Origin of the sequence: Fulvivirga imtechensis AK7, from assembly GCF_000331535.1 — a bacterium.
In the GTDB taxonomy this organism is placed as follows: Bacteria; Bacteroidota; Bacteroidia; order Cytophagales; family Cyclobacteriaceae; genus Fulvivirga; species Fulvivirga imtechensis.
Map to the genome: position 1 here is coordinate 1 of NZ_AMZN01000153.1, position 26,197 is coordinate 26,197.

The following is a 26,197-nucleotide window of genomic DNA, read 5'->3' on the forward strand; positions in this document are numbered from 1 at the left end:
TAATTATCTGACTATCAGCATGTAATGAAAACTTGTCATTGGTATGAAAGAGGGAACTTACTAAGAAGCATAGACGAAACGACTTAGTAAGATGCCTCCAAAGTCGGCATGACAACTCCTATTATTGAAGCCAGCCCTTAACTAAAGAGCATTGACCGGACCCAAGGAGGGATTTATGCAAATAGAAATCAAAGCTTAGCATCTGTATTTGCCAAACCCTGAAAAGGTCAATATGAATGACACGGGGTAAAATCAGATCAATTTATCGAACCTCCTCATCATTCAATCTTGCCTGTATCAGGTCAATGGTAGTGTTGAACAGGTTGCGCACATTAAGCAGGTTGTTCTTTACGACCTTTGGGTCTGCAGAAGAGTCGTTGATCAGCATTTCACCTTTTTCTATTTCCTTTTCGAGCAAAGCAATATCAAAAAGCTTAAGTGAAGGTCCTACCTTATGTTTCATTGCTTTCAGTAGCTTCTCATCCTTTTTACGAAAAGCATCCAGGTAGATATCCCGGTATTTGTGTAGCTCCTGGATGGCTGTTTTTAAGAGCCTTGTTACAAATTGATTGTCTCCATCAGCCACTTTTTCCACTTTGGAAAAATCAACAAAGAACGGTTCCTTTCTGGTTTTTCTTGGTTTTATATTCGGATTACCTCTTACAGCCTGATACAATTTCTCATACAGATGGTCAGGATTGAAGGGTTTTAGTAATGCTTCTTTAATAGTAGTACCGGCTATATTTTTCCTCGCCTCACTCAGGGAAGCAGCAGTAAGTGCAATTATTGGCAGGTCATCGTACCGGTCTCAGAGCTTCCTTATTTCTGCTGTTGTAGCAATGCCATCCATTTCAGGCATCTCAATATCCATCAGTACCACATCGTAATCAGTCATTTTTACCATTTCAATGGCTTCAGCACCATTATCCGCTTTGTCCGGATCAGCGCCCCATTTACTGAGAAATTTGGCTGCCACCAACTGGTTGATATAGCTGTCATCCACAATAAGCACCCTTGCACCGGAGAGACTCATATTTGTCTCATCACCCACAGGGGTTCTGGGTTTAGCGCACAGATCTTCTTTTACACGCTTAAGCTTTAGCGTAAAGCTGAACTCCGATCCCTTGTCAACGACACTTTCCAGGTGAATGGAGCTGCCCCACATTTCTATAAGTTTCCTGGTAATGGACAAGCCGAGGCCTGTGCCCCCGTATTTACGAGAGGTTTCTTTTTCAGCCTGCGAGAAACGCTCAAAAATGGTTTCAAGCTTTTCTTTTAGTATTCCGATACCTGTGTCCCTGACTTTAAAATTTATGAATAGATCATTTCGATTTTCATCTACAAGGTCAGCAATGATAGTTACCGAACCATGTGGTGTAAACTTCAGTGCATTGCTCATCAGGTTGTTGATGATCTGACTGAGGCGTAGTGGATCGGCCAATACTGTTTGCGGAATATTCCGGTCTACCTGTGCCTTTACCGCTACATCCTTAAGCACAGCTCTTGGTTGAAAGCTGCGCTGGATGCTGTTAAGCAGTTGATGTAAATTTACCTCTGTTTCCTCCAGTTCGATGGCGCCAGCTTCAAGCTTGTTATAGTCCAGTACGTCATTGATCAACGCCAAAAGATTTTCAGCCGAAAATTTCAGTGTGTTAAGGTTTTCAAGCTGATAGGGTTGTGGATTATCCTGTAGCAGCAGGTGTGACATGCCTATTACCGCATTCAGTGGCGTTCTTATCTCATGGCTCATGGTAGATAAAAACTCTTCCTTCATTCGCGAAGCCTCCTCAGCCCTGGTTTTGGCTTCGAGCAGTTCCTGTTCGTAATTCTTACGGTGGGTGATATCTTCAACAGTCCCGATATAGCCCACCAGTGCGTTGGGCAGACGTATTGTGGAAGTTTTGATGTGAGTCCAAACCACCGTGCCATCGGGATGCACGAAGCGTTGCTCACTTTCAGTCATATTAGCTTCTTCAATAGCTTGTTTCCACTGGGCCCATACTTTGAGTTTGTCTTCAGGGTGCAATCCCTTTACCCAGCCGGTGCCCAATGCTTCTTCTGCAGGCAGGCCGGTAATTTTGCTATACTGAGCGTTAACGTATTCGCAAATGCCGTTGCTGTTGGTAACAAACACACCAAGAGGAGAGGCATCATTCATAGCCCTGAATTTTTCCTCATTTTTTCGTAGCTCAAGCTCTGCCATCTTTCGGGTGGTGATGTCACTGGCTATTAGTACTGCACCCGATACCTTATGCTGTGTATCGCGCAGCGGGCGACTGTTAAGGGCTACATATAAACCATCCCCTGTTAAATCGTTTTTGATGAACACTTCGAAATTATCGATCTGCTGTCCCTCCAGCGCTTGCCTGAGCGGCAGGTCATAATAACTGATGATCTTCGTTTGTTGCACATCAAAAATACCATGAAACAGCGCCCATTTAGATAAAGAGAGATCGGGTTGACCCAGGTTAAACATTTTCCTGGCTGCACTATTTGATCCTATAAGCTTACCCCCGGTGTCCACCACAAGCACCGCCTCACCCATGGTGTTGAGAATGGAGCTCAACAGCTTTGTTTTTTCATCCAACTGATCTTGCAGCTCCATCACCTTAGTCAGGTCTCTGGCTACAGTTCTGATCGAAATTAGGTCCTGGCCCACAAATTCCATTCTTACATTCTGTCCTACCATCAACACATCACCACATTTTGTCACAATAGCAAATTCGTTGTATGTATCCTGGATAAGGTTATTGCGCTGATCATCATAAAATTTCATGACGTCATGTTGCTCTTCCGGAACTACCAGCTTCCAGTAAGGAGTATCTTTTAGCTCATCTTTCGAATACCCCAAAAGTCTTTCCATAGTGGCATTGGCGTATTTAAATCTTCCCTCACCATCCAGCTCATAGACCATGTCATTAAGAGATTCTACTATCTCCTGAAAATTTGATGGCTGACTATCTAACTTAACTCTGGGTCTCATTTGCCATGGAATATAGAGATTACGAATGAGTAACTTTTTGATATGTAATATTTTTTGAGAATCAGTAATTCCAGGGAAATATTGACGCTTGGTGATGAACTGACAGTTCGCTGGCGGCTAAGCAGGAGGGAAGTTTATCTGGAGAATAAAAAAAGACCACCAGATTGGCGGCCTTTTTTAGAGTTTCTCCAATAATGGACTTTTTAAGGTATTGGTAATGCATTTCCGCCATAATTATTAGGATTTGATAGCGGTATAGATGCATTGAATTTTGCGTTGATGGCTTCAATAAATTTGTTTGCTACAAAAGCGCTGCCACGTCCGTTAGGATGCACACCATCCAGCGAAAACCCACCGAAAGGAGGTGAGATGGAGGCATTCAGCGCACTACCGTTAATAGTTGTACCCTTTTCAGCAAAATCTTCGAATATGGAGTTGATGTCCACAAGTACTAACCTGTCACTATTAGCGGAAACAAAACTCGAAATGGTTTGATTGAATGCTGCGATGCTATTTCCAATCTCATCAATTTCCGAGGGAATCAGTACATATTCATCACCAAGAGGATCCTGGAGCCCTTTAGGTCCGCCTCCCATATCAACACCAATTACTGCACCAGCGCTAAGTACGATTAAATCATTTGAAGTGGTTTGTCTAATGCTTGGAATCCCATAGGCTGAGAGGTCTGGTAAAGTTTCATCTTCTATCACGACTGCATTATTTCCGGGTGCAAAGCTAATTGTTGGTCGCTGATTCTCTTCTGAGGGAGGACCTGACTGACCAGGGAGCATACCGGCATTGTAAGCCATTATGCCATTATTGAAATCACTGTAGCCTGCATTTAGCTGATCTGCAGTTGCTTGATCTAACGGTACGGGGTTGTAGTCTACCGTAGTAAAATACGGTATGTCCGTTACATTGGGAATATTAGCCACTGCTCCATTGGCATCTGCATTAGCCTGAAGCAATGTGCCGAGGGCAGCGCTGAACCTGGTAGAAAAATCAGACTCACTGGTAAGTATAGCCGGATTAGAAGCTCCACCTGTAGCATAACCCAAAACATCATTATTCCCGAGCCAGAACAGCAGGAAAGTGCCTCCATCTGCAAGTGCAGCAGCAGCATCTCCGATAATTGTCGATGTACCGGGATTTGAAGCAAATCTTGCATAATACGGATTGTAAGCAGGGTTTCCAGGATCGGCAGGGCCGCCAGTAAGCGGAGTTAATGCCGTTGCCAATGTAATGCCCGGTACACCAAAATTATTCAAAGCGCTTTTATTACCACTATAAGGTGCCAAAGCACTTGGATCACCAGGTATAATAGGGGAGGGTTTTGGAGCAGCCAATCCTTTTAGAACCAGTCGCCCGGCTGTACATCCACCAGCAGGATTATAACAGCCTACATCAGAGCCTGTCATGGGAATGTTGAAGTCTCCACCGCCAACAGCCTGCATTTGCAATGCTACAATAGCGGCATAAGAACTGTTTTGGCCTGCGTCATACAGTGCAGCATCCATAAAGCCTGCAGTCAGGGAATTACCTACAGCTACCACTTTAGAAAAGTCGGCCGAACCTGAAGTAGGTTCTACCTTCTCAGGAGCATCGTAGGTACAAGACCAGAGGAGGGCTGTTGCCAGACTTAACCCAATATATTTTTTAAAGTTTTTCATAATACTCAAATTAATATCTTTCAATTAGTTCATCAACTGGTCAAATGTGATTGACACGTAATAGATAGCGCCAAGAGTAGGGCCTCCATAGTTCAGCACATAACGTTCGTTAGTGATGTTGGAACCTCCAACCTTAACTATAGAGTTCAGGTTAGGCAGCTTGTAGCTTACCTGAAGGTCAACTGTTCCTATCGAAGGAACGATACCTCTTGCAAATGAGCTTTCCCAGAGGAATTCATCCTGCCATCTGTAAGTTATATTGAAACCTAACTGGTCTGTCACTTTTCTGTTGCTGAAAGAAAGGTTGAATTTGTGCTCAGGCGTGTTGAACTCACTGAGGAAACCATCACTCAACTCATCGTTCAGCTTATTCCAGTTGTAGTTACCACCTACTTTGTAGCCTCTTCCCAGGCTATATTCAGCGCCGAAAGCTACTCCCTGAGCGGTTACAGTTTCAGAAACGTTAGTATACGTCTGGAAGGTATTCTCCTGACCGGGAGTGGTGATCGGAGTAAGTAGTGTCTGAGCATTTCTGATGTTTTGCTCCGTGATAGTTGTAGCATCCAGATCTATAAAACCGGCAGCTTTTCTCAATCGCACTTGCGCAATGAAGTCGTTGTATGTATTGTGATAGTATGCTACATCAAGCAATAATCTCTGTCCTAACAAGCTCTTGTATCCAATCTCAATGGATCTCACTTCTTCGGGTTTCACAGGTGCAAACTCTGTAGCCGGTACCAATAGGTCCAGGTTAGCAGGATTTCCAAGCGCCAGAGCTCCCGAAGGATCAGCAGCTACCGCAGCCACAAAGTCTTCCACAGAGCGCCCGGTATACGCATTTTCGTAGATATTATAAGCTTCTGCGTACTGAGGTAAACCACCTATCAGTCGCGCTGAGATTACGTTCAGGTCAATATGTTGCCCCTGTGTAGTAGGATTTCTGAAACCAGTCTGATATGATACCCTGATGTTATTATTATCAGCAACGGTAAATACCCCTGAAATTCTTGGGTTGATCTGCGCGTCAAAATTTTCGTTTTTATCATAACGCGCAGAGCCTGTCAGCTTCAGTTTGTCATTTAATAATTTCTTTGACAGTTGAACAAAAGCGCCCACTTCCTGGATAGTGATATCGTTGCCAGATGAATCAGCGAAAATAGTTCCGTTAGACTCCAGGTCATATAGTCGGTAGCTGGCGCCCACCTGGATACCCATGAAATCAACCTGATTTTTGAAGTCATATTGTGCTTCAGCATGGTAAAGGTTAGTGGCATCATCAAACTTTGATCCTGAAGGGATTACCTTGCCTGTTGCAGTTTTTTTAGCATCCTCGAATGCCTGAGTACCAGGTAGATATCTACCCTGGTCTGCTGCTGATCTTGCGGCCATATGCGCAGCTTGTTTTTGTGCGTCTGTAGCAGCTCCCGGGGCAATACCATTAGCTGCTAAATATCCTAGATATGCTCCTGTATATTCCGCATACCACCCGGGTTGTTGATCTCCATTAGCATCAACGTATGGTCCATTAGGTTTCCAGGCGTCATTAATTAACACACCTGTTAAATCTGCAATATAGGAATCACCGGAATTTTCACGTGTAGTATATCCCCTGATAAAGAAGTTATCCCCCTTTAGCTCTAATTTGTGTTGTGCTATGCTGAAGTTAGCCAGTGAATATCTTTGAGCTCCGGTATAAACAGAGGTACCATAGCCATAGTTGAAATTATAAAGTAATTCCATTCTGTCAGTCACCCGGTAGTGAAGTCCGGTATTGATCTTCATGTTTTCCGCACCGTAGTCAACGAGGTGTCTCTCTTCATATGGTGTACGTGTGACCACCTGGTTTGGAATATCTCCGAGATAAGCACCCAGACCCAACTCATTCATACTAGCTTGGAAATTTGAACTCAGTCCAACCAAAGCAATGTTATTAGCTACCTCATCACCAAAAGCATGTACCTGATCACTGCCAGGGTTAAAACTAAAGTTAGAAGGTTTTCTATTGATGGCAGCATCAGACATATTTGTACCGTACCAGTCTTCTGCCTGGCTATAGGAGAAGTTTACTTTGAATGCAAACTTATTGTTGAATGCCTTTGCATAGCGGATAGAACCCTCGTACATAGGCTGAGCGCTTCCGGGACCAATCTCTCCGGCGCCTTCACTGTTCAGGTCGGAATCTCCCAAATGGTTAACACTCACCTTGCCCATTACACTTAACCCCTGGTAATCAAAAGGGCTTTTCGAATTTACCAATAAGATACCATTGAAGGCATTTGGTCCGTAGAGGGCGGAAGCTGCTCCGGGTATAAATTCCACGCTTTCCACATCCAGTTCTGAAGGTCCGTTCAGGTTACCAATAGGGAAGTTCAGGGCTGGCGCTTGTGTGTCCATACCATCTGTCAACTGAACGAACCGGGTATTACCGGTAGAGTTAAAACCCCTCGCATTGATGATCTGGAAGTTGATACTACTGGAGGTAACGTCTACGCCTTTCAGGTTGGCTATACCTTTATAGTAGTTGTCGGAAGCTGTATTCTGTACCGCCAGTACATCCATTTTTTCAATGGAAACAGGCGATTCAAGTATACTTTCTTCTACCCTTGAGGCAGAAATAACCACCTCCTGTCCCAGTAGGGAAGCTTCTTTCATGGAAACATCTATAGATGCAGTGGCTTCTGACACTACGATTTCCTGACTTTCAAATCCAATAAAAGAGAATACCAAAGTCAAAGGCGGGGCGCTATTGACTGTCAGGTTGTACGCTCCCGCTCCGTTGGTGATGGTACCAATTACTTTTCCCTTCACCACAATATTCACACCCGCTAAGGGTTCACCTGAACCGGCATCTGTTACTTTCCCGGAAATGGTCGTTCTTTCCTGGGCAAACGCAAAACAGACACTCCCCACGAGGAACAGGGATAACAGTGTCGCTTTCGTAAAAATTTTCTTCATAGTTTTAAGTTGATTAGGACAAATAAAATTCTGAATACATGTAATTTTTGATAGAATTATTTAAAACAACCTCAATGTACGAGATTTTATTTTAAATAGTAAGCATGCATACCATTTTTTCAAAATCGGCTTGCAATCGATTTAAATGGACTATTTCCCCTGCTCAGCTTCTCTGCGCAGGTGCTCTGCGAGTTTTTCACAGAGGTTATTCATCTCCGTTGCCATAAATTCATCGCCTGTGCTGTTCAAAATAGTTTGTGCCATACCTCCCAGGCAATCTACATAAAAACGCTTCATTTGATCCACAGGCATTTCCTTGGTCCAAAGATCAATGCGCATGGTGTTCATCTGCTCATGATCCCAAAGTGAAACGCTTATTGACTTGGTTTCTGCCAATGCTCCGTCAGGTTTTTCGGTAGCGCTCCACATTATTTTTTCGGGAATGTTCTCTTTGTCAAGTTCTATTGTAAATTTTATATCTGATTTTTTCATGTTTTTTTGTTCATAGTCATTGGTCATTTGTCAATTAGTCAACGGTGTTAGTGGGAGGTTGAATGGTGTTGGTTACCAGTTCTCAGTTCTCGGTTCTCGGTTCACAGTTCTCAGTTCTCAGTTCTCAGTTCACAGTTCTCAGTTCTCGGTTCACAGTTCTCAGTTCTCGGTTCACAGTTCTCGGTTCACAGTTCATAGTTCTCGGTTCTCAGTTCACAGTTCTCAGTTCACGGTTTGGTTCTCAGCTTCCTGGTACCCACCAGTGACCAGTACCCAGTGACCAGTACCCAGTGACCAGTACCCAGTGACCAGTAACCAGTAACCAGTAACCAGTAACTAGCGGCTAGCAACCAGCAACTAGTCTATCTTCATTTCAGGTATATCACCTTTTATGATCAGTTTTCCTGCAGTAGCCTCCTTGATTTCTTCTACTGATACGCCTGGCGCTCTTTCCAGCAGCTTAAAACCGCCTTCGGGAAGCACCTCCAGCACAGCGAGGTCGGAGACTACTTTTTTGACGCATTTGATCCCTGTAATAGGCAGCGTACATTCTTTCAATAGTTTGGACTCGCCGGACCGGCTCTTGTGCTGCATGGCCACAATGATGTTTTCAGCAGAAGCTACCAGGTCCATGGCTCCTCCCATACCTTTTACCATTTTGCCGGGTATCTTCCAGTTGGCAATGTCTCCGTTTTCGGATACTTCCATAGCGCCGAGTATAGTCAGGTGTACATGGCCTCCGCGGATCATACCAAAGCTCTCTGCTGAGCTGAATAAGGCGGATCCTTTGAGCATCGTGATGGTCTGTTTTCCTGCATTGATCAGGTCAGCATCCACATCTTCTTCATAAGGAAACCGGCCGATCCCCAATAAGCCATTTTCCGATTGCAGTACTACTTCTATGTTGTCAGGAATGTAGTTGGCCACCAGCGTGGGTATACCTATACCCAGGTTGATGTATGAGCCGTCTTTTACTTCCTGAGCTATTCGTTTTGCTATTCCTATTTTATCAAGTGCCATTGTTCTAAGGGGTTTTTTGGTTATCGGGGAGTTACAGTTCTTTGTTCAATTCTCTTCTCGTAATTCTTGCCCTCGAAAATCCTCTGAACGTATATTCCCGGAGTATGAATATAATTAGGATCCAGCTCTCCCACTGGTACCAGCTCTTCCACTTCAGCTATGGTGATCTTTCCTGCGGCTGCCATCATCGGGTTAAAGTTGCGTGCCGTGCCTTTGTAGATCAGATTGCCGGCAGTGTCACCTTTCCAGGCTTTTACCAGGGCAAAATCTGCCTGCAACCACGCTTCCATCAGATATTTTTTACCGTGAAATTCCCGGATCTCTTTACCTTCGGCCACTTCAGTGCCATAACCGGCTGGAGTGAAGAAGGCAGGTATGCCAGCGCCACCAGCTCTGATGCGTTCAGCAAGTGTTCCCTGTGGTATGAGGTCCACTTCCAGCTCACCAGCGAGTAGTTGCCTCTCAAATTCGGCATTTTCACCTACGTATGACGATATCATTTTCTTTACCTGCCTTGTCTTGAGCATGAGTCCTATTCCAAAGTCATCAACACCGGCATTGTTTGAGATGCAGGTCAGGCCTTTTACACCTGTTTTTAATAGTGCGCTGATACAATTTTCGGGTATTCCACACAGGCCGAAGCCTCCGAGCATAAGCACGGCATTATCCTTAATATCTTTGACAGCTTCTTCCGCGTTGCTAACTACTTTATTTATCATAATCGGGGTTTTAAATTATGAACTAAAAATTAATCATTTAATATTTCAATAGCCAATGTTTTGTCCTTCATTAGCTGCTCTTTGAGCTCATTAATGTTGTTAAACTTTCTTTCATCCCTGATACGTCTTATGAAATGGATGCTAATGGTTTCTCCATAAATATCACTGCTAAAGTCAAAGATATTCACCTCAATGGTTCTGGATTTGCCGTTAACCGTGGGGCGATACCCGATATTTAACATCCCTTTCAGCATTTGGTTTCGGTACCCTACCTTTACCGCATAGGAGCCATTGGCAGGGATAAGCTTGTGCTGGGAATCTACCTCAATATTTGCTGTGGGAAAACCGATCAACCGGCCTATCTCTTGTCCTTTCACAACTCTGCCCGTAATTGAGTAGGGCTTGCCCAGCAACTCTGCACTTGCAGATACATCGCCTTCAAGGAGGGAGTTCCTGATCTTTGTTGAGCTAACCCCTACATTATCAATATCTTGCCTGGGTATCTCTTCAACTTCAAATCCATATATAGAAGCATTTTCTTTCAGGTGCTCAAAGCTGCCCTCCCTGTTTTTTCCAAAGCGGTGATCATAACCTATGACCAGTTTTCTGGTGCCAATAGTTTCTACAAGTATCTTTCTGATAAATTCTTCAGAAGTAAGGTTCGAAAATTCTTTGGTGAACGGTATTCTTAGCAGATGATTGATCCCTTGCTCACGCAGCAGTTCAGCCTTTTCTTCAAAAGTGTTGAGCAGCTTCAGGTCCGTTTGCTCCGGGTAGAGTACCAGACGGGGGTGTGGCCAGAAGGTAATAAGGACTGTTTCTCCATTATTCCTCTGGGCTATTTCCTTGAGGCGCGCCAGTATCTTTTGATGGCCGATATGCACTCCGTCAAAGGTGCCGCTTGTTACTACGGCATAATCCAGCTTTTTAAAATCTTCTATGCCATGGTAGATGTTCATGTTTTAGCGGTAATTTCTTCTATAGTTTGCGCTTGCTCCACGGTGAACTCGCCTATTCGTGTTCTTCTAAGCTCAGACATATAAGCGCCAACGCCTAATGCCTGGCCAAAATCTCTTACCAGGCTTCTAATATAGGTACCTTTCGAACAAACTACACGAAAAGTGACCTCAGGAAGCTTTGTTTCAGTAACCTCAAAAAGGCTGATCTCTATTTGCCGCGACTTTAGCTCAACGGCTTCACCCTTTCTCGCACTTTCGTATGCCCTCTTGCCCTTCACTTTAATGGCAGAAAAAGCGGGGGGTGTCTGATCTATAAGGCCGGTAAACTGTTGGGTAGCCTCGTATATTTCCCTTTCCTCCAGGTGTGTAATGTCGGTTTCGCTATCTATTTCTGTTTCCAGGTCAAATGATGGGGTGGTTTTTCCCAGGATCAATTTACCGGTATATTCCTTTTCCTGTGCCTGGTATTTTTCTATCTGCTTGGTCATTTTACCTGTACAGAGCACCAACAGGCCTGTGGCCAGAGGATCCAAAGTGCCGGCATGGCCTATTTTTTTAACTTTAAGAAAATATTTGAGCTTTTTTACAACGTCAAAGGAGGTCCATTCCAGTGGTTTGTCGACTAATATTACGGTTCCCTCAGGGTTTGTAGGCGTCATTTAAAATATATGGGTAATGAGTACTGCAGATCCGATGATAAAGCAATAGATAGCAAAGTAAATTAGTTTACCTCTTTTAACAATGGCAATCATCCACTGGCATGCGAGGAGTCCTGCAATAAAAGCAGCAATGAAGCCGGCTATCAGGGCAACAGCGGAGATGTTGCCGGCAGCTACTTCGGGGGCTTTTACTACATCCAGGGCTTTGATGAGGGCAGCGCCAAGAATAGGGGGGAGTACCATTAGGAAAGAAAATCGTGTAGCCCTTGTTTTTTCAACGCCCAGGTAGAGAGCGGTAGCAATAGTAGCGCCTGATCTTGATATGCCAGGCAAAATAGCTATCGTTTGGGCAAGACCAATGATCAGCGCTCTGCCGAAAGTGACTTTATTGTCTCCGTCCTTTGTATAATAGGTAATGGTAAGCAAAAGCCCTGTGATCAGTAGCATACTGGCTACAAATATCACATTGCCCCCGAAAAGCGTTTCAATCTTCTCTTCAAATAAAACGCCAACCACACCAATAGGGATCATGCTCAGGACAATCTTAGCGGCAAATTGAGTGGATTCGTTCCACTCAAATTTAAACAGGTCCCTAATGATCTCCCAGATCGTGTGTCTGAACACAACAATGGTACTCAGGGCTGTGGCGGCGTGTACAATGATGGAAAACAGGAGGTTATCGCTGCTTTGTGCCCCCAGAAAATAAGAACCTATCTCAATATGTCCACTGCTGCTTACCGGTAGAAACTCTGTTAACCCCTGTATAATACCAAGGATTATTGCTTCAAATAAACTCATTTATTTTTCTTTTGGATTGTGAAGAATGGCGTAGATCTCAATAATGAAACCAATCATCACTATAACCGGCCCCAAAGTAATGCCAAGAAAGCCGAAGCCAAAGGGCTCACTATCAAGGCTCATTATGACAAAACCTAACACCAGTACCGCAATTCCGGCTAGCATGAAAATATAGTTTTTCCTTCCAAAAGGGAGTTTAGTATTTTTATCCATGTTTAATATAATTCGTCTAACGACAGCTTTAGGTATTTATTGATAGCCCTGAAGGTGCTGCTGAAGCCAATGAGCGCTCCCAACACCAATAAGGACACAAATAATATTAATATTTTGTCTGTTTCCTGTAGTGCCGCCAGGTCTTCGATCTTTTTATTAGCGAAGTTCATAAGCAGGTAGAGTAGCGCTGAAGCCAATAACCCTGCGAAGACACCATGTAATGAGGCTCGTAGCAAAAACGGCTTTTGAATAAAAGAGGCTTTGGCGCCCACCAGTTGCATACTCCTGATCAAAAATCGTTGGGAAAACAGGGCCAGTTTGATGGTATTGTTGATCAGGATTACGACCGCAATGAGTAGTATGGCGGCAAATCCCAGTAAGAATATGCCTATTTTGGCCATATTCTCATTGATGGATTCTACCAGACTCTCAACATACACCACTTCAAACACGCCATTGATCTTCTCTATTTCCTCTTTAATGCTTTTCAGTTTGGCAGCGTCATGAAATTCCGGTGCTATTCTCAGGATATAAGCATCTCTCAGAGGATTTTCACCCAGAAAAGCTGTAAAATCTTCGCCTGTCTCTTCTATAAATTCTTTGGCAGCATCTTCTTTTGAAACAAAACTGATCTGCACTTCTTCATTTTTCAGGGCAGCATAGTCTTTGGAAGACAATGTTTTCTGGATCTGGATGCGTTGATTATTGGTAATTCCCTTTTCGAGATAGACCTGTATTTCAATATTTTCCTTAATAACCTCGGTGAGTTTATTGGTGTGTAGCAAAAGAAGGCCAAACAGTCCGATCACAAAAAGAGCCAGCGTAATACTAAAGATTACACTTGTATAAGGATAGCTGCCGAGTTTTTTCTTTTTTCTGCTTCTTGCTTCTTTTTCCACGTTGTCTTTGAATTCAGCCAAATTTAATAATTGTTGGTCAAGTTTTAAACGTTACCGGGAAAAATAAAGTATGTGGGGCCACGAAGACGCTAAGACACAAAGAATATTTTGAAGAATGAAAAAATGTGATTAAGTAGCAGGAATTTTTCTACCAGATCATTCTTTTAATACCTTGTTTCATTAGAGGCACATTGAAATTCAAGAGAAAGCCTAATCTAAGGTCTGTTAACTTCAAATGACTCAACACTTGTGCTTCCCAAACAGGATTGACTAAACCCACAGCTTTGATCTCGCAAATTACCAGATCGTTTTATAAGAAGGTCAAGCCTAAGTCCCTCGTTGAACACAATTCCGTCATATTGAATTGGAATGCTCACTTGCCTTTTTACTTCCAGGTCCTCTTTTTGAAGTTCGTGAGCAAGGCACACTTCGTACACCCTTTCCAATAAGCCTGGACCCAGTTCTTTGTGAACTTTTACTGCAGCATTTACTAAAGTTTTGGCTATCAATTCTTCTTCATCGGATAGTTGATTATACTTCATGGGGACGGAAAATGATTCTTTAGAAGTCAATAATAGTCATAACAGAGATTACACTGCAACTATTTCCCCTTCATTTATGAGGAATCCATAATAAAACTCTTGGTGTCTTAGTGCCTTGGTGGCTAACAAATGAAAAGCCCCTGTTTGAAAAGGCGGTATCAAAACAGGGGCTTCAGCACAAAAGCTGTACAACTTAATCTTTATCCATCCACTCTTGCCTTCCTCAGTTTTTCCATTAGTGTTGGTTCTTTTACAGGGTCAAGAGGTACTATTTTTACCTGATTTCTGTTCAGTGGGTAAAATTTGTCTTTATAATAAAGGAACAATGTTTTTTCTCCCCTTGAATTGATCTCGAGTATCTCATAAAGTCCTTTGTCAAATGAACCATACAGAAATAGCTTTCCGCTTTTGAACTGATAGTGGAACGAAAAATTTCTGTTAGTATTGTCTATTTCAACATCTAATGCTGCATGATCACCATAACCTGTAGATGCCAGGTTGCTTCCTGGTGCCTCCAGGCTATCAGCATCCTCTGCTGTCTCAAAAGTAGGAGCTACATTGGGTTTGTTGATTTCCGGTCTGGCAGGTGTAATCTCAGCTACTTCGTCCTTTTCGTCTTTAGTTGATTTAATATCTGGCCGTGGTTTCTCAACAGTTTTTGTTGCTCCCCCTTCTTTTTCAATTATCGGGGTTTCTTCTTCCGTCACCTCGGTTTCCGTAGCTTCTTCTGCTGGTTCTTCTGCGGGCTCAACCATGGTAATGTTTTCCGTTGGTTCAATCTGCTCTTCTTCGACAGGCCATAAATAATATATGCCAGCGCCTATGAGGCCCGCAATAACAAGGGTAGACATAACCTTACCAAGTGATGTCGAGCCACCTGAACTACCGCCAACAGGAACTTTGTCCAGCATTGCCTTTAGCTCGGCCCTTCTCGTGTCTTTTATGGCATCAACAATCTCCTTTTGGAAATTGAATTCGCTTTTAAGCTCGGGGTCGTTTTTGAGCCTTGCTTCGAAGTCCAGCCTCTCCGAATCAGTCATTTCGTTTCCGAAATAAGCATTTATTAACTCTATATTGCTCATATTCAATTAATCAAGAAAGTCGCTCTCCGAATATTGAGATTTGACTAAATCATCTAGTTTCTTTTTACACTTATATTTTTTTGTCTTTGCCGTATTCGTGTTGGCAAAGCCTAGCTTATCTGCTATGTCCTGCATTGACAAACCATCAAAATAATAGTACATCAATACCTTCTTGCACGTATCACCGAGTTCGTTTATACACCGGTGAATTATTTTAGCCCGTTCTTTCGACTCCGTATCAACATATTCCACATCATCCTTCTCCTCATGCGATAGCCGCTTTTTCCTGTCTAGTTCTTTTCTCCACAGATTTTGACAAATACTGTAAAGATAAGTACTGATCTTGGACGTCAGGACCAGGTTTCCACTGGTGGCTTTTTGCCAGAACACCACAAGGGCATCCTGATAGATATCTTTCGCTTCCTGCTCTGTGCCACTATTGGAGATCACCAGCTTGGTCATCATCCGATAGTATTTTTTATATAGATATTCTAAACTCTGCTCGTCACCGTGGCATATTTTCTCAAAAATTTCCTTGTCCTTCATTTGAGCTCTGCTTTTTTATACAAGTAATTTATTGTAGGTAACCCTTTCGGTAAGGGGGATGAAAAAAAATCCGATAAAACGCCATAATTAAAGATAAACAACAAAAATGAGATTTCTTTATTCAACGCGTAACCACGTTTGAGTTCGATAAAAGAAGCCCCAGTACCCTCTTACTTTCAGCTTTCCGTCTTCTATCCATATCTTACAATTATATATTTTTCCTTCATCGGGTTTTAGTACTGTGCCGCCCACTAATTTGTCGCCTTCCCTTTTCATATCTTTAATTATTTCCATACCTATTACCTTTTTATTGTAACGGGGATCATCTTCAGGGCACTCGCCACAGATCGGATCCGGGTCTTGCCCGGGGTTGCGGAAAAGTTTCACGATCTTTCCATAAAAGTTTCCATTCCGTTCGTAAATATCTACAATAGATTTGGCCTCACCGGTCTCATCATCAATGGTTTTCCAGGTACCGGTTATACCACTTTGTCCAAAAGCCCAAACAGGCGCTAGTAGTAAAATGTATAATAAGGTATTCTTGTTCATAACAGTGTAAATTCTCTTAAATATATTCATTTGCATGAAAACAAAAAAAGCTCCGTTTTTACGGAGCTTTTTATTTACTAAAGAAAGTTATCTATCAGTTAAGTTCGTCATCTGCTGCCGCCACCTCTGATACCAGTATTTTTTCTGTTGTCTGGCTTACAGGCACGTTGATCACCTTTTTCTCAATATTGGTTTCAATTTTAGCCTCTTCAATGGCAGGTCTGTCCACTGTTGGGAATACTTCACCCAAAATAGGAGCTATCACAAGACCTACAAGACAGGTAAGCTTGATAAGGATGTTCATAGAAGGGCCTGATGTATCTTTGAAAGGATCACCTACTGTATCACCTGTAACTGCAGCTTTATGTGCTTCTGAACCTTTGTAGGTCATCTGTCCGTCTATTTCCACGCCCGCTTCAAAGGATTTCTTAGCGTTATCCCAGGCACCGCCTGCGTTGTTTTGGAAGATAGCCCAAAGTACACCTGATACGGCAACACCCGCCATATAGCTTCCAAGAGCCTCAGGTCCCATAATAAAACCAATTAATATCGGAGTGACGATGGTCATGGCTCCGGGTAGCATCATTTCTCTGATGGCAGCTTTAGTCGATATATCCACACACTTGCCATATTCTGGCTTGCCAGTGCCTTCCATAATACCCGGGATCTCTTTAAACTGTCTTCTCACTTCCTTTACCATTTCCATGGCTGCTTTACCAACAGAGTTCATAGCTAGCGCAGAGAAAACAACCGGGATCATACCGCCAATAAATAAAGCTGCCAGTACATCTGCTTTGAAGATGTTAATACCATCGATGCCTGTGAACGTTACATAAGCAGCAAAAAGTGCTAATGCTGTTAATGCTGCAGACGCAATGGCGAAACCTTTACCAATAGCGGCAGTAGTGTTACCTACTGAATCAAGTATATCTGTTCGCTCTCTTACTTCTTTAGGGAGTTCGCTCATTTCGGCAATTCCACCGGCATTGTCGGCAATAGGGCCGAAGGCATCAATAGCCAACTGCATAGCCGTGGTAGCCATCATAGCAGAGGCAGCAATGGCCACACCATAGAATCCGGCAAACTCATAAGCACCCCAAATAGCGCCCGCGAAGAGCAGGATAGGGGCAAAAGTAGAGATCATACCGGTGGCAAGGCCGGCAATAATGTTGGTAGCCGCGCCTGTAGCAGATTTTTGTACTATATCCAATACGGGCTTTTTGCCGAGACCTGTATAATATTCTGTAAAGTAAGAGATAAGACCACCCACGGCAAGGCCGATAAGCACCGCATAGAACACATCCATTGAAGTAACCTCTACCAGTCCCACACCGAAGAAGTTCATTTGCATTACCGGAGGCAACATCCATTTTAGTATAAAGAATGCAGCAATACCTGTTAAAATAATTGAACTCCAGTTGCCTCTGTTGAGGGCGCTCTGTACCTGGCTTTCTTTAGCACTATTGTCTTTTATTTTGATGAAGAATGTTCCGATGATAGAGAACACAATACCCAGACCTGCGATTACCAGGGGTAATAATACAGGGCCGATGCCACCGAACTCGTCAGTAATAGCGCCACCCATATCTCGGATCACATAGTTTCCAAGTACCATTGAAGCTAGCACGGTAGCCACATAAGAGCCGAAAAGGTCAGCGCCCATACCTGCTACGTCACCTACGTTGTCGCCTACGTTATCAGCAATTGTTGCAGGGTTTCTTGGATCATCTTCAGGGATACCTGCTTCTACCTTACCTACAAGGTCAGCGCCTACGTCTGCAGCTTTAGTATAAATACCACCGCCTACACGTGCAAATAGGGCTATAGACTCTGCTCCTAAGGAGAAACCGGCCAATGCTTCCAGTACCATAGTCATATCGTGAACGCCATCGGCCGTCCACTCACCACCCATGAACCAGAAAAATAATATGGTAAATAATAGGCTTAATCCGAATACTGCCAGACCGGCTACGCCAAGTCCCATTACAGTACCACCTGTAAATGATACTTTTAGTGCCTGAGGCAGGCTGGTTCTGGCCGCTTGTGTAGTTCTTACATTGGCAGCAGTAGCGATACGCATACCGATATTTCCTGCCAGTGCGGAGAATACTGCTCCTATAACAAATGCAACAACGATAAACCAGTGCGTAGTGGCCACAAGCGCTGATATGATACCCAACAGGATACCGGCTACTATTACAAATATGGTAAGTACTTTATATTCCGCAGTGAGGAAAGCGAGAGCGCCTTCTTTGATGTGATTTGCTAGTGTTTGCATTTTCTCATCACCAGCATCCTGCTTTTTTACCCATGCTGACTTTACAGCCATTACAATCAGGCCCAGGAGGCCCAGAAGGGGGACAACGTAAATGACATTATTCATTTTACTTACTAAGATTTAGTTACTATTCTCTAATAAAATTAAAAAGGGCGGAAAAGCCCCTTTTCAAAAACCTGCGCAAAGATAGAATAACCTTGATTATTTTAAAATAAAATAATTAAAACATGAACTGTGTTTCATTATAGAAACATCTTTTGCAGGGCTGACCACAACAACTTCTTCTGTGAAGCATCTTGCGATATAGCAGCCAATGAAGAGCAATTCAGCAACTGTCTGCTGGCATCAAAGGCTAAAAGGGTATATTGTTCACAATCTTTTTCAAAGAAATCTTTATTCGTGATACCGAAAAATAAAAACTTCGTTGCATCAAAACTTAATAAACTGGTAATAGTAGCCCCTCTGTTTTTTTGGAGGTTCATAATGGCAACATCCCGCAGGTCGAGTTTAACGGCATTCAATATTTTACCTAAGAATCCCTCTTCTTCAGCATTGATGAATTCCTCATCAGGTTGATCTACTACGATCAATACTTTTTTTGTATTGCTACCTTTGTAATGCCAGATTTTCTCTTCTTGTTGTTTTGCAGGTTGTTCCTGAGTTTTTTCTATGGGCAGTTCTTCTTGTGCCGTTGCCGCTTCAGGTTGTTTTTTCGCTTTCAATGATGTAGTGACATTTTCACCCCTGATAATGTATACCGGCTCAGTAATAAAATGCTTTAGAAAACCTTTATCAGACATTATTCTTTTTCGAAATTAAAAATCGATTTCAGTTCAGTAGCTTCATCAGGCTCCATTCTGCCTGCCAGCACTAATCGAAGCTGCCTTCTTCTCAAAGCCCCTGCATAAAGCTCTTTCTCTTCATCCGTTTCAGGCACGGCTTCGGGCACATCAATAGGCCTGCCGGACTGATCAACAGCAACAAAAGTGAAAAAGGCGCTGTTGCTGGCGAACTTTTTACCGCTGGGTATATCTTCTGCTTCTACTTTGATGTGTACCTCCATAGATGAGCTAAATGCACGGGTAACCTTAGCATTGAGTGTAACGACATTGCCCAGTTGAATTGGTTTACCGAACGAAACATTATCTACGGAAGCGGTTACTACTATGCGATTAGAATGCTTCTGAGCGCTAATAGCTGAAACAATGTCCATCCAGTGCATGAGCTTGCCCCCCATTAGGTTATTTAATGTATTGGTATCGTTGGGCAACACAAACTCCGTCATGGTTACCGCTGAGTCTTTAACGAATTTTGTCCTTCTGGTCACTTGTTACTTGTTACTTGTTTCTGGTTTCTGGTCACTTGTTTCTGGTTTCTGGTTTCTGGTTCAAAACTAAGAACTGTGAACCGAGAACTGTAAACTGATTATCGTCCCCATCCTTCTTCGCCCTTCAAAGGTACAAAGCTGAAGTAATCAAATTCCTCTTTTCTGATCTTTTTCTCATCTATTTTCGTAAGCCTTAGCATCTTTTGTTTTTCATTGTCACCTACCGGAATGATCAAAACACCACCTATATTGAGCTGTCTGATTAGGCTTTCAGGTACTGAAGGAGCTCCGGCTGTTACTATTATTTTGTCGAATGGTGCATGGCGAGGCAGACCTTTTGAACCATCACCTTGAAAAAATCGTGGTTTATACCCCATTTTAGGGAGGAAATTTCTGGTTCTCTCGTACAGTACTTTATTGTACTCAATAGTGTACACATTGGCGCCCAGTTCCATAAGTACACAGGCCTGATACCCACTGCCAGTACCTATTTCCAGTACCTTATCTCCTGACGCTACATTTAATTTTTCTGACTGGAATGCTACTGTAAATGGTTGGGAGATAGTTTGTCCTTCTCCTATTGGGAAGGCTTTATCCTGGTAGGCATGTTCAAGCAATGCATTGTCAAAAAAGAAATGCCTGGGTACCTTTCCAATTGCCTCCAACACGGCCTCACTGTTTATTCCTTTGGCTCTCAGTGTCTTCACCAGAGATCGCCTCATGCCCCGGTGTCTGTAGCTGTCTTCCATATCAAAATTTTAAGGACGTGAAGTTATGAAAGAAATTACTGAGTTCACAGTTTACAGTTCACGGTTCTCAGTTCTCAGTTCTCAGTTCTCAGTTCACGGTTCTCAGTTCACGGTTCACAGTTCACGGTTCTCAGTTCTCAGTTCTCAGTTTACAGTTTCACTGTTTAAAGTTCACTGTTTAAAGTCGTTTTTCCGTTTTCAGTTTGTTTCAAAGGGAGGTTCTTTGGTTTCTTTCAGCAGGCCGTTTTGAAAGACTTCTATTCTAACCAGGTCACCATTTTCATTAAAGTACTTCCAATTTTTTACTTTTCTATGGCCTGCATATTCACCTTCTTCTTTCACCTGGCCGTTTTCATGATAGCTTTTAGAGGGGCCATGCATTTTGCCGGATTGAAAGGGGATCTCCGCTGCCACAGCGCCTGATGGGTAGTAGTTTTTGGTAATACCGTAGCGGGTGCCGAATTTATAAATTTGCTCTGAGGCTTTAGCTCCGTTTTCGTGATAGGTGATACGTGTGCCGTTTAGTCTGTCCTGGTCGTAGTATTCTATGGTTTTTGTGGTGCCGGTAGGGTAGAAATACTTCCATTCTCCATGAGGTTTATCGTTTTGATATGATTGAATGACTTCCAACCTACCCGCTGTGTCATAACGGGAAATGACTTTTTGTGTGAGGTCTTTGTTCAGCACGGTCTTGGTTTTAGCTTTTCCATTAGGATAGTAGGCGTAACTGGTGCCGGTAAGTTTTCCTTCACTATAGGTGAACTTGTGCTCAATATTGCCATTGCCGTAGTACCCAATGTTTTCTCCATGAAGCAAACCATTTTGATAATGTCCAACCAGTAATAATTGACCTTCCATATTATAAGTCTTAAACTCACCTGTTTTCTCTCCTTCTATCAAATTAGATTCGGTCTCTATCTGTCCATTCGGGAAATAAGTTTTGTAATAGCCATGAAGGATGCCTTTTTTGTAATTGCCTTCAGTCATCAAATTACCATCTCCGTAGTATGTTTTTGTGACCCCAGTTTGCAGTCCGTCCTGATAGGTGATCTCACGCTTTGTCTTGCCGTCCGGATAAAATTCCAGCAATAGACCTTCCGGTTTGCCATTAATGAAAAAACCTTTGCTCTTGAGCCGCCCATCCGGGTAGTTCAGATAGAGGCTGTCTGATAACTCGTTCTTGTGAAATTTAGCTGTCTGAATTAATTGACCGGTTTCACTGAAGACTTCAACGGGGCCTTCTTTGAGTCCGTCTTCGAAAACCAGTTTCCGTTGCAATTGACCGTTGCTGTAGTATTCTTTAAAGGGGCCATTTTTATAGCCGTTTTTGAACGTCCCTTCTGCAGCAAGCGCCTGGTTAGGGTGATATCGCAGGTATTTGCCCTCCAGCACATTAGGGTTATTCTTTTGTACATAATATACTTCTTTAAGGATCTCTTCATCGTCATCATAATAGGTCCTGACCTCTACCTGACCCAGGGAAATGAATGAGATAGAGGATAAAAGAATGATATATATACACTTGCTCATATTACAAAACAATAATAGGAAAGCAGAAACCATAGTAAAACGTTCCTGGATTCCAATTTAATGTATCCGGCAGGTAGATTTTTTCAGGTTGAAAGAAAAAAGGTAAAGTTGTTTATAGAGAGGCCACCTCAAAATTTCCTCCTGACGTCACCCTGAACTTGATTCAGGGTCCCCCGATCAGCGCTTACACACTTTTAGGGGGTTCCAAGTCAAGTCAGGAATGACGAAACTGATGTTTTCTTGCAAGTACTAACTAAGTCTTTCGATCACAATGGCCGAAGCTCCACCGCCACCATTGCAGATACCGGCAACTCCTATTTGTCCTTTGTTTTGTTGTAGTACGCTATTCAGTGTGGAGATAATTCTTGCTCCGGAGCAGCCAAGCGGGTGGCCAAGGGCTACCGCGCCACCGTTCACATTCACCTTGTCAGGGTCCAGTTCCAGTTGCATATTGTTAGCGATAGCTACGGCAGAAAAAGCCTCATTGATCTCGTAAAAATCAACATCTGCTTTTTCCACTCCAGCATTTTTCATGGCTTTAGGTATGGCCAAAGAAGGTGCTGTAGTAAACCACATAGGATCCTGAGCAGCATCAGCAAAACCCCTGATCTTTGCTATAGGAGTTACTCCCAGTTCTTTTACCCTTTCTTCACTCATCAGGATGATTGCAGAGGCCCCATCATTGATAGTGGACGCGTTGGCGGCTGTTACTGTTCCGTCTTTAGCGAATACCGGACGTAAAGAAGTGATCTTATCAAAGCGCACGTTTTTATATTCTTCGTCTTCACTAACCACAAGAGCGTCACCCTTTCTTTGAGGAACTTCTACAGGCACCACCTCATCTGCGAATTTACCAGCTTCCCAGGCCGCTGCTGATCTTTTATACGAGTTAATGGCATATTCATCCTGCATTTCACGGCTGATCTTCATCTCTTTGGCGGTATTGTCAGCGCAGTTGCCCATAGCGAATTGGTTATAAGCCTCCCAAAGGCCGTCATGCATCAATCCATCGATTAATTGGCCGTGACCATATTTGTATCCAAATCTGGCTTGGGGAACATAATAGGGAATGTTGGACATGCTTTCCATTCCTCCGGTCATTACTACATCGTTCTGTCCCGTCATAATGGATTGAGCGCCTAACATTACGGACTTCATGCCAGAGGCGCAAACTTTATTGACCGTGGTACATGGTACGTTGTAGCCGATCCCAGCGCCAATGGCTGCCTGTCTGGCAGGCGCCTGCCCTAAGCCCGCTGATACCACATTTCCGAAAAATACCTCATTAATTTCTTTTGCATCTACTCCTGCTTTTGACAGAGCGCCTTTTATAGCCGCTGAGCCTAATTGTACAGCAGTAAGGCTTGATAGACTACCGCCAAAACTTCCAATAGGTGTTCTTACGGCAGCTACAATATATACGTCTTTCATGGTGTGTTAATTGGTTTTTTGATACATGTATGATTGCAGGCGTAAGCGCCTGAGCTTTCATCTCATGTCATCCGGTTCTTACTATTTTAAAAAGTTGGGGCTGTATCAAAAGATTGAACTTAAAACTGAAAGTCATCCTGACGGAGTCCTGATTTATAGGGATTACTGAAATCGAAAATACCTACCTTTTGCTTAGTAAGGTCCCTCGTTCCTCCGGATGACTGGTCTTTTGAGACAACTCCAACAAAAATACTTAAATAGGATGTAGATTAAAAAGCCCGTGGGCTTTATCTTATTTACCAATCAGGCTTGTTAGGGTCTTTGCGTTTTGTGGCTTTTCTTTTATTCTCCTGATAGTATTGTATTTCCTTATTTTTCAGAGCTTCTAATATCATTTTCGCTTTTTCCTCTGATATTTTCATCTCCTCAAGCTTATCAGAAAACGAGCTCATCTGATCCTGTTGGTTCTTATTTTCTTCGTCAGACTCTTCTCCATCCTGAGGTTGGGGCTTATCTTTCTTTTCTTCACCCTGTTCGTCTTTTTTCTCACCGTCTTTCTGTTCCTGCTCGTCTTCCTTGCCTTCTCCTTCCTGCTCCTGGTCTTTTTGTTGCTGACCTTCCTGCTCCTGCTCCTGCTTCTGTTGATCTTGCTTCTGTTGATCCTTCTGCTGCTGGTCTTTTTGTTGTTGTTCTTTATCTTTTTGCTGCTGATCCTGTTTGTCCTGCTTGTCTTGTGGGTCTTGTTGTTGCTCTTTCTCTTTTAGGATCTTTTTAAGTAGTTCATAATTGTACCGGGCCTCTTCATTAGCCGGGTCAGCTTTTAATGCTTCCTTAAAATGTTGCAGGGCTTCCTCGTGTTTTTTACTTTTATTAGCGATTACACCTAATTGCTGTTGCGCTACGGAACGAATGCTATTGCTTTTGCTATCAGCCACCTCAGTATAATTATTAACAGCCTGGGTGGTGTCATTCAATTTATAATAAGCATTGGCCATGTTCAGCCGAATATTGTCGTCCGACACTTCCATGGAGTCTATCAGGTACTTATAATTATCAAGGGCCTTCTGGTAATTACCATTATTATAAGCTTCCCTGGCTTCTTTTTTTAGTTTATTGACGGTAGCGATCCTGTCCAGGTCAGTAAAGGGACTCAGCGCCACCAGTATAATGACTAATAAATACTTCATATACGTATTGTTTTTATACTTGTGAGCAGGTCGGCTGCTATTAGCAACAGTGCTGCGGCTAAGAAATAGTAATATTTGTTAGCAGAAACATCTACCTGTCTGCTGCCACGCAGCTCTCCCTCGATATTGTTTATTGTATTGATCAATCGTGAAACATCGTTGTTAGTGTCGTTGATCTCAAAATATTTGCCGTTGGTTTTAGAAGCAATTTGCCGTAAATCTTTGCTATTGAGCTTTGAAACCACTTCATTCCCTTCTTTATTCTTTTTATAAACTCCATTTATCCTTATGCGGCTACCTCGCTCTGTTCCTATGCCCAGTGTAAACACTTTGATATCCTGGTCTTCAATTTCCTGTACTACTTTATTAGTGTCTTCTCCGAAATCTTCACCATCGCTGATTAATATAATGGCTTTGGATTTTTGTTGTGTGACAGGTGACTCCTGGCTGTTCAGCTTTTCTAATGCCAAACTTAGGGGAGGACCGAAGTCGGTTCCGCCACCAGGCACCAAATTGGTGTTTAACGTTTCAATGAACAGGTTTAGCGCACTTTGATCATAAGTGAGGGGGGCTTGTATGAATGCCTCAGATGAAAAGATGATGATGCCTATCCTGTCAGCGCTAAAGGCGTCAACTATATTTTTAAGCTCATACTTTACTTTCTCCAGCCGTGTGGGCTGTATATCATTTGCATTCATTGATTGCGAGAGGTCCACCAGCATAAATATATCTTTTCCCACTGATTTTACCTCTCGTTTGGACTCTCCGAAAGAAGGGCCCAGCAGTGCTGCCATCAGAAGAGTAAAGTATAGTGACCGGAGGAGCACCTTGATAAAAACCGATTGATATGGTGTGTTGAGTTTTCTGGCGATATTTACCACGCGAAAAATATACAGCAGGTAAAAAGCGACAAAAAGTCCTATTAGTGATAATTCAAGACTGCTTAGTTCGTAAAGCCAGTTCATACTAACCGTTTATATGATAAAAGTGAAGTGACAAATATAAACAAGGAGACCTTTGTCACAAATACCACTGGTCACAAATGAAAGTGACACCTCAAAACTGCTTTTTTAACGTAATGAAAGCCTGTTTAGTTTGTGATGTGAATATTTATTAAAAAAAGTAGCAGTTGGTGTTTGGTTAAGTAAAGATAGTTCTTTTATATTTGCACTCTCTTTCGGAGACGTGAGAGCAGGGGTAAGCTGGAAATCACCTCTTAAGTGAGTGTAAAATACGAGTTTCCAGGAAAATACTCAATAAAAATCAGGAGACCAGAAGAGGCAACTGATGACCATCCGGAGAGGTGGGTGAGTGGCTGAAACCAGCAGTTTGCTAAACTGTCGTACTCGGACACGGGTACCGGGGGTTCGAATCCCCCTCTCTCCGCTAGCTTCGTTGAAGTTCAACGGTTCGCTAGCTCAACTGGATAGAGCAACTGCCTTCTAAGCAGTAGGTTCCAGGTTCGAGTCCTGGGCGAATCACGATTATAGTTCGGGGCGTAGCGCAGCCCGGTTAGCGCACCTGGTTTGGGACCAGGGGGTCGCAGGTTCGAATCCTGCCGCCCGGACATAGAGAAAGCCTGGAGTTAAAAGCTTCAGGCTTTTCTGTT

Annotated in this window: 25 protein-coding genes and 3 tRNA genes; 3 read left to right on the forward strand and 25 right to left on the reverse strand. The window is 43.0% G+C overall.

Going from position 1 to position 26,197, the window contains the following annotated elements:
* Positions 1–262: 262 nt before the first annotated feature.
* The 25 genes from C900_RS27220 to C900_RS27335 all read right to left on the reverse strand — a co-directional run bounded on the left by C900_RS27220 (position 263) and on the right by C900_RS27335 (position 25,553).
* Positions 263–676 carry a hypothetical protein gene (locus C900_RS27220; RefSeq protein WP_009583721.1) on the reverse strand — a complete coding sequence of 138 codons (414 nt, stop codon included), beginning with the start codon at positions 674–676 and terminating at the stop codon, positions 263–265.
* A 132-nt stretch (positions 677–808) separates the two neighbouring features.
* A complete protein-coding gene (locus C900_RS27225) occupies positions 809–2,983 on the reverse strand; it encodes a PAS domain-containing hybrid sensor histidine kinase/response regulator (RefSeq protein WP_083867602.1) in 2,175 nt (724 codons plus the stop codon).
* Positions 2,984–3,186: 203 nt separating this feature from the next.
* The gene (locus C900_RS27230; protein ID WP_009583723.1) at positions 3,187–4,653 is read right to left on the reverse strand and encodes a hypothetical protein; all 1,467 of its coding nucleotides are present in this window, start codon (positions 4,651–4,653) and stop codon (positions 3,187–3,189) included.
* A gap of 24 nt (positions 4,654–4,677) precedes the next feature.
* Positions 4,678–7,608: a TonB-dependent receptor gene (locus C900_RS27235; protein WP_009583724.1), complete on the reverse strand. Its 2,931-nt coding sequence runs from the start codon at positions 7,606–7,608 to the stop codon at positions 4,678–4,680.
* A 150-nt stretch (positions 7,609–7,758) separates the two neighbouring features.
* Positions 7,759–8,100: a gliding motility protein GldC gene (gene gldC / locus C900_RS27240; RefSeq protein ID WP_040497682.1), complete on the reverse strand. Its 342-nt coding sequence runs from the start codon at positions 8,098–8,100 to the stop codon at positions 7,759–7,761.
* Between the two features lie 357 nt (positions 8,101–8,457).
* The gene (locus C900_RS27245; protein WP_009583726.1) at positions 8,458–9,120 is read right to left on the reverse strand and encodes a 3-oxoacid CoA-transferase subunit B; all 663 of its coding nucleotides are present in this window, start codon (positions 9,118–9,120) and stop codon (positions 8,458–8,460) included.
* Between the two features lie 20 nt (positions 9,121–9,140).
* Positions 9,141–9,839, reverse strand: coding sequence for a CoA transferase subunit A (locus C900_RS27250; RefSeq protein ID WP_009583727.1), 699 nt, complete (start codon positions 9,837–9,839; stop codon positions 9,141–9,143).
* A 29-nt stretch (positions 9,840–9,868) separates the two neighbouring features.
* Entirely contained in the window at positions 9,869–10,798 is a 930-nt protein-coding gene (locus C900_RS27255) for a bifunctional riboflavin kinase/FAD synthetase (protein ID WP_009583728.1), read from the reverse strand.
* Positions 10,795–11,457 (reverse strand): tRNA pseudouridine(55) synthase TruB, encoded by a 663-nt coding sequence (gene truB, locus C900_RS27260; RefSeq protein ID WP_009583729.1) that lies wholly within the window; start codon positions 11,455–11,457, stop codon positions 10,795–10,797. The genes C900_RS27255 and truB overlap by 4 nt, the downstream gene beginning before the upstream one ends.
* Positions 11,458–12,255 (reverse strand): undecaprenyl-diphosphate phosphatase, encoded by a 798-nt coding sequence (locus C900_RS27265; protein WP_009583730.1) that lies wholly within the window; start codon positions 12,253–12,255, stop codon positions 11,458–11,460. It lies immediately after the preceding gene.
* Positions 12,256–12,468, reverse strand: a complete 213-nt coding sequence (locus tag C900_RS27270; RefSeq protein ID WP_040497678.1) for a DUF3098 domain-containing protein — start codon at positions 12,466–12,468, stop codon at positions 12,256–12,258.
* A gap of 2 nt (positions 12,469–12,470) precedes the next feature.
* Positions 12,471–13,388 carry a cell division protein FtsX gene (locus C900_RS27275; RefSeq protein ID WP_009583732.1) on the reverse strand — a complete coding sequence of 306 codons (918 nt, stop codon included), beginning with the start codon at positions 13,386–13,388 and terminating at the stop codon, positions 12,471–12,473.
* A gap of 127 nt (positions 13,389–13,515) precedes the next feature.
* Positions 13,516–13,614, reverse strand: coding sequence for a GxxExxY protein (locus C900_RS30940; protein WP_281169028.1), 99 nt, complete (start codon positions 13,612–13,614; stop codon positions 13,516–13,518).
* Positions 13,583–13,909 (reverse strand): GxxExxY protein, encoded by a 327-nt coding sequence (locus C900_RS27280; protein WP_009583733.1) that lies wholly within the window; start codon positions 13,907–13,909, stop codon positions 13,583–13,585. Before C900_RS27280 ends, C900_RS30940 begins: the two co-directional genes overlap by 32 nt.
* Before the next feature lie 200 nt (positions 13,910–14,109).
* A complete protein-coding gene (locus C900_RS27285; RefSeq protein WP_040497679.1) occupies positions 14,110–14,991 on the reverse strand; it encodes an anti-sigma factor in 882 nt (293 codons plus the stop codon).
* Between the two features lie 6 nt (positions 14,992–14,997).
* Positions 14,998–15,537: an RNA polymerase sigma factor gene (locus C900_RS27290; RefSeq protein WP_009583735.1), complete on the reverse strand. Its 540-nt coding sequence runs from the start codon at positions 15,535–15,537 to the stop codon at positions 14,998–15,000.
* 117 nt (positions 15,538–15,654) lie between these two features.
* Positions 15,655–16,086: a DUF2147 domain-containing protein gene (locus tag C900_RS27295; RefSeq protein ID WP_009583736.1), complete on the reverse strand. Its 432-nt coding sequence runs from the start codon at positions 16,084–16,086 to the stop codon at positions 15,655–15,657.
* A 94-nt stretch (positions 16,087–16,180) separates the two neighbouring features.
* Complete coding sequence (locus C900_RS27300; RefSeq protein ID WP_009583737.1) at positions 16,181–18,469, reverse strand: sodium-translocating pyrophosphatase; 2,289 nt, start codon at positions 18,467–18,469, stop codon at positions 16,181–16,183.
* Between the two features lie 137 nt (positions 18,470–18,606).
* The gene (locus tag C900_RS27305) at positions 18,607–19,086 is read right to left on the reverse strand and encodes a DNA polymerase III subunit psi (protein ID WP_157494285.1); all 480 of its coding nucleotides are present in this window, start codon (positions 19,084–19,086) and stop codon (positions 18,607–18,609) included.
* A 77-nt stretch (positions 19,087–19,163) separates the two neighbouring features.
* Positions 19,164–19,649, reverse strand: a complete 486-nt coding sequence (locus C900_RS27310) for an acyl-CoA thioesterase (RefSeq protein ID WP_051053058.1) — start codon at positions 19,647–19,649, stop codon at positions 19,164–19,166.
* 140 nt (positions 19,650–19,789) lie between these two features.
* The gene (locus C900_RS27315; protein ID WP_009583740.1) at positions 19,790–20,440 is read right to left on the reverse strand and encodes a protein-L-isoaspartate(D-aspartate) O-methyltransferase; all 651 of its coding nucleotides are present in this window, start codon (positions 20,438–20,440) and stop codon (positions 19,790–19,792) included.
* Between the two features lie 198 nt (positions 20,441–20,638).
* Positions 20,639–21,970 (reverse strand): toxin-antitoxin system YwqK family antitoxin, encoded by a 1,332-nt coding sequence (locus tag C900_RS27320; RefSeq protein WP_009583741.1) that lies wholly within the window; start codon positions 21,968–21,970, stop codon positions 20,639–20,641.
* Positions 21,971–22,219: 249 nt separating this feature from the next.
* On the reverse strand, positions 22,220–23,401 hold the full coding sequence (locus tag C900_RS27325) for an acetyl-CoA C-acyltransferase (protein ID WP_009583742.1): 1,182 nt from the start codon (positions 23,399–23,401) through the stop codon (positions 22,220–22,222).
* Positions 23,402–23,697: 296 nt separating this feature from the next.
* Entirely contained in the window at positions 23,698–24,588 is an 891-nt protein-coding gene (locus C900_RS27330; RefSeq protein WP_009583743.1) for a tetratricopeptide repeat protein, read from the reverse strand.
* Positions 24,585–25,553 carry a vWA domain-containing protein gene (locus tag C900_RS27335; RefSeq protein WP_009583744.1) on the reverse strand — a complete coding sequence of 323 codons (969 nt, stop codon included), beginning with the start codon at positions 25,551–25,553 and terminating at the stop codon, positions 24,585–24,587. The genes C900_RS27330 and C900_RS27335 overlap by 4 nt, the downstream gene beginning before the upstream one ends.
* A gap of 332 nt (positions 25,554–25,885) precedes the next feature.
* Between C900_RS27335 and C900_RS27340 the strand changes: the two genes are divergently transcribed.
* The 3 genes from C900_RS27340 to C900_RS27350 all read left to right on the forward strand — a co-directional run bounded on the left by C900_RS27340 (position 25,886) and on the right by C900_RS27350 (position 26,155).
* A tRNA-Ser gene (locus C900_RS27340) sits at positions 25,886–25,974 on the forward strand.
* A 21-nt stretch (positions 25,975–25,995) separates the two neighbouring features.
* A tRNA-Arg gene (locus tag C900_RS27345) sits at positions 25,996–26,069 on the forward strand.
* An 11-nt stretch (positions 26,070–26,080) separates the two neighbouring features.
* A tRNA-Pro gene (locus C900_RS27350) sits at positions 26,081–26,155 on the forward strand.
* Positions 26,156–26,197: the final 42 nt, after the last annotated feature.

Bases quoted from the DNA above. Each gene is read 5' to 3' on its own strand.
- C900_RS27225 (WP_083867602.1), bottom strand. From the start codon at position 2,983: ATGAGACCCAGAGTTAAGTTAGATAGTCAGCCATCAAATTTTCAGGAG.
- C900_RS27230 (WP_009583723.1), bottom strand. From the start codon at position 4,653: ATGAAAAACTTTAAAAAATATATTGGGTTAAGTCTGGCAACAGCCCTC.
- C900_RS27235 (WP_009583724.1), bottom strand. From the start codon at position 7,608: ATGAAGAAAATTTTTACGAAAGCGACACTGTTATCCCTGTTCCTCGTG.
- gldC (WP_040497682.1), bottom strand. From the start codon at position 8,100: ATGAAAAAATCAGATATAAAATTTACAATAGAACTTGACAAAGAGAAC.
- C900_RS27245 (WP_009583726.1), bottom strand. From the start codon at position 9,120: ATGGCACTTGATAAAATAGGAATAGCAAAACGAATAGCTCAGGAAGTA.
- C900_RS27250 (WP_009583727.1), bottom strand. From the start codon at position 9,839: ATGATAAATAAAGTAGTTAGCAACGCGGAAGAAGCTGTCAAAGATATT.
- C900_RS27255 (WP_009583728.1), bottom strand. From the start codon at position 10,798: ATGAACATCTACCATGGCATAGAAGATTTTAAAAAGCTGGATTATGCC.
- truB (WP_009583729.1), bottom strand. From the start codon at position 11,457: ATGACGCCTACAAACCCTGAGGGAACCGTAATATTAGTCGACAAACCA.
- C900_RS27265 (WP_009583730.1), bottom strand. From the start codon at position 12,255: ATGAGTTTATTTGAAGCAATAATCCTTGGTATTATACAGGGGTTAACA.
- C900_RS27270 (WP_040497678.1), bottom strand. From the start codon at position 12,468: ATGGATAAAAATACTAAACTCCCTTTTGGAAGGAAAAACTATATTTTC.
- C900_RS27280 (WP_009583733.1), bottom strand. From the start codon at position 13,909: ATGAAGTATAATCAACTATCCGATGAAGAAGAATTGATAGCCAAAACT.
- C900_RS27285 (WP_040497679.1), bottom strand. From the start codon at position 14,991: ATGAGCAATATAGAGTTAATAAATGCTTATTTCGGAAACGAAATGACT.
- C900_RS27290 (WP_009583735.1), bottom strand. From the start codon at position 15,537: ATGAAGGACAAGGAAATTTTTGAGAAAATATGCCACGGTGACGAGCAG.
- C900_RS27295 (WP_009583736.1), bottom strand. From the start codon at position 16,086: ATGAACAAGAATACCTTATTATACATTTTACTACTAGCGCCTGTTTGG.
- C900_RS27300 (WP_009583737.1), bottom strand. From the start codon at position 18,469: ATGAATAATGTCATTTACGTTGTCCCCCTTCTGGGCCTCCTGGGCCTG.
- C900_RS27310 (WP_051053058.1), bottom strand. From the start codon at position 19,649: ATGACGGAGTTTGTGTTGCCCAACGATACCAATACATTAAATAACCTA.
- C900_RS27315 (WP_009583740.1), bottom strand. From the start codon at position 20,440: ATGGAAGACAGCTACAGACACCGGGGCATGAGGCGATCTCTGGTGAAG.
- C900_RS27320 (WP_009583741.1), bottom strand. From the start codon at position 21,970: ATGAGCAAGTGTATATATATCATTCTTTTATCCTCTATCTCATTCATT.
- C900_RS27325 (WP_009583742.1), bottom strand. From the start codon at position 23,401: ATGAAAGACGTATATATTGTAGCTGCCGTAAGAACACCTATTGGAAGT.
- C900_RS27330 (WP_009583743.1), bottom strand. From the start codon at position 24,588: ATGAAGTATTTATTAGTCATTATACTGGTGGCGCTGAGTCCCTTTACT.
- C900_RS27335 (WP_009583744.1), bottom strand. From the start codon at position 25,553: ATGAACTGGCTTTACGAACTAAGCAGTCTTGAATTATCACTAATAGGA.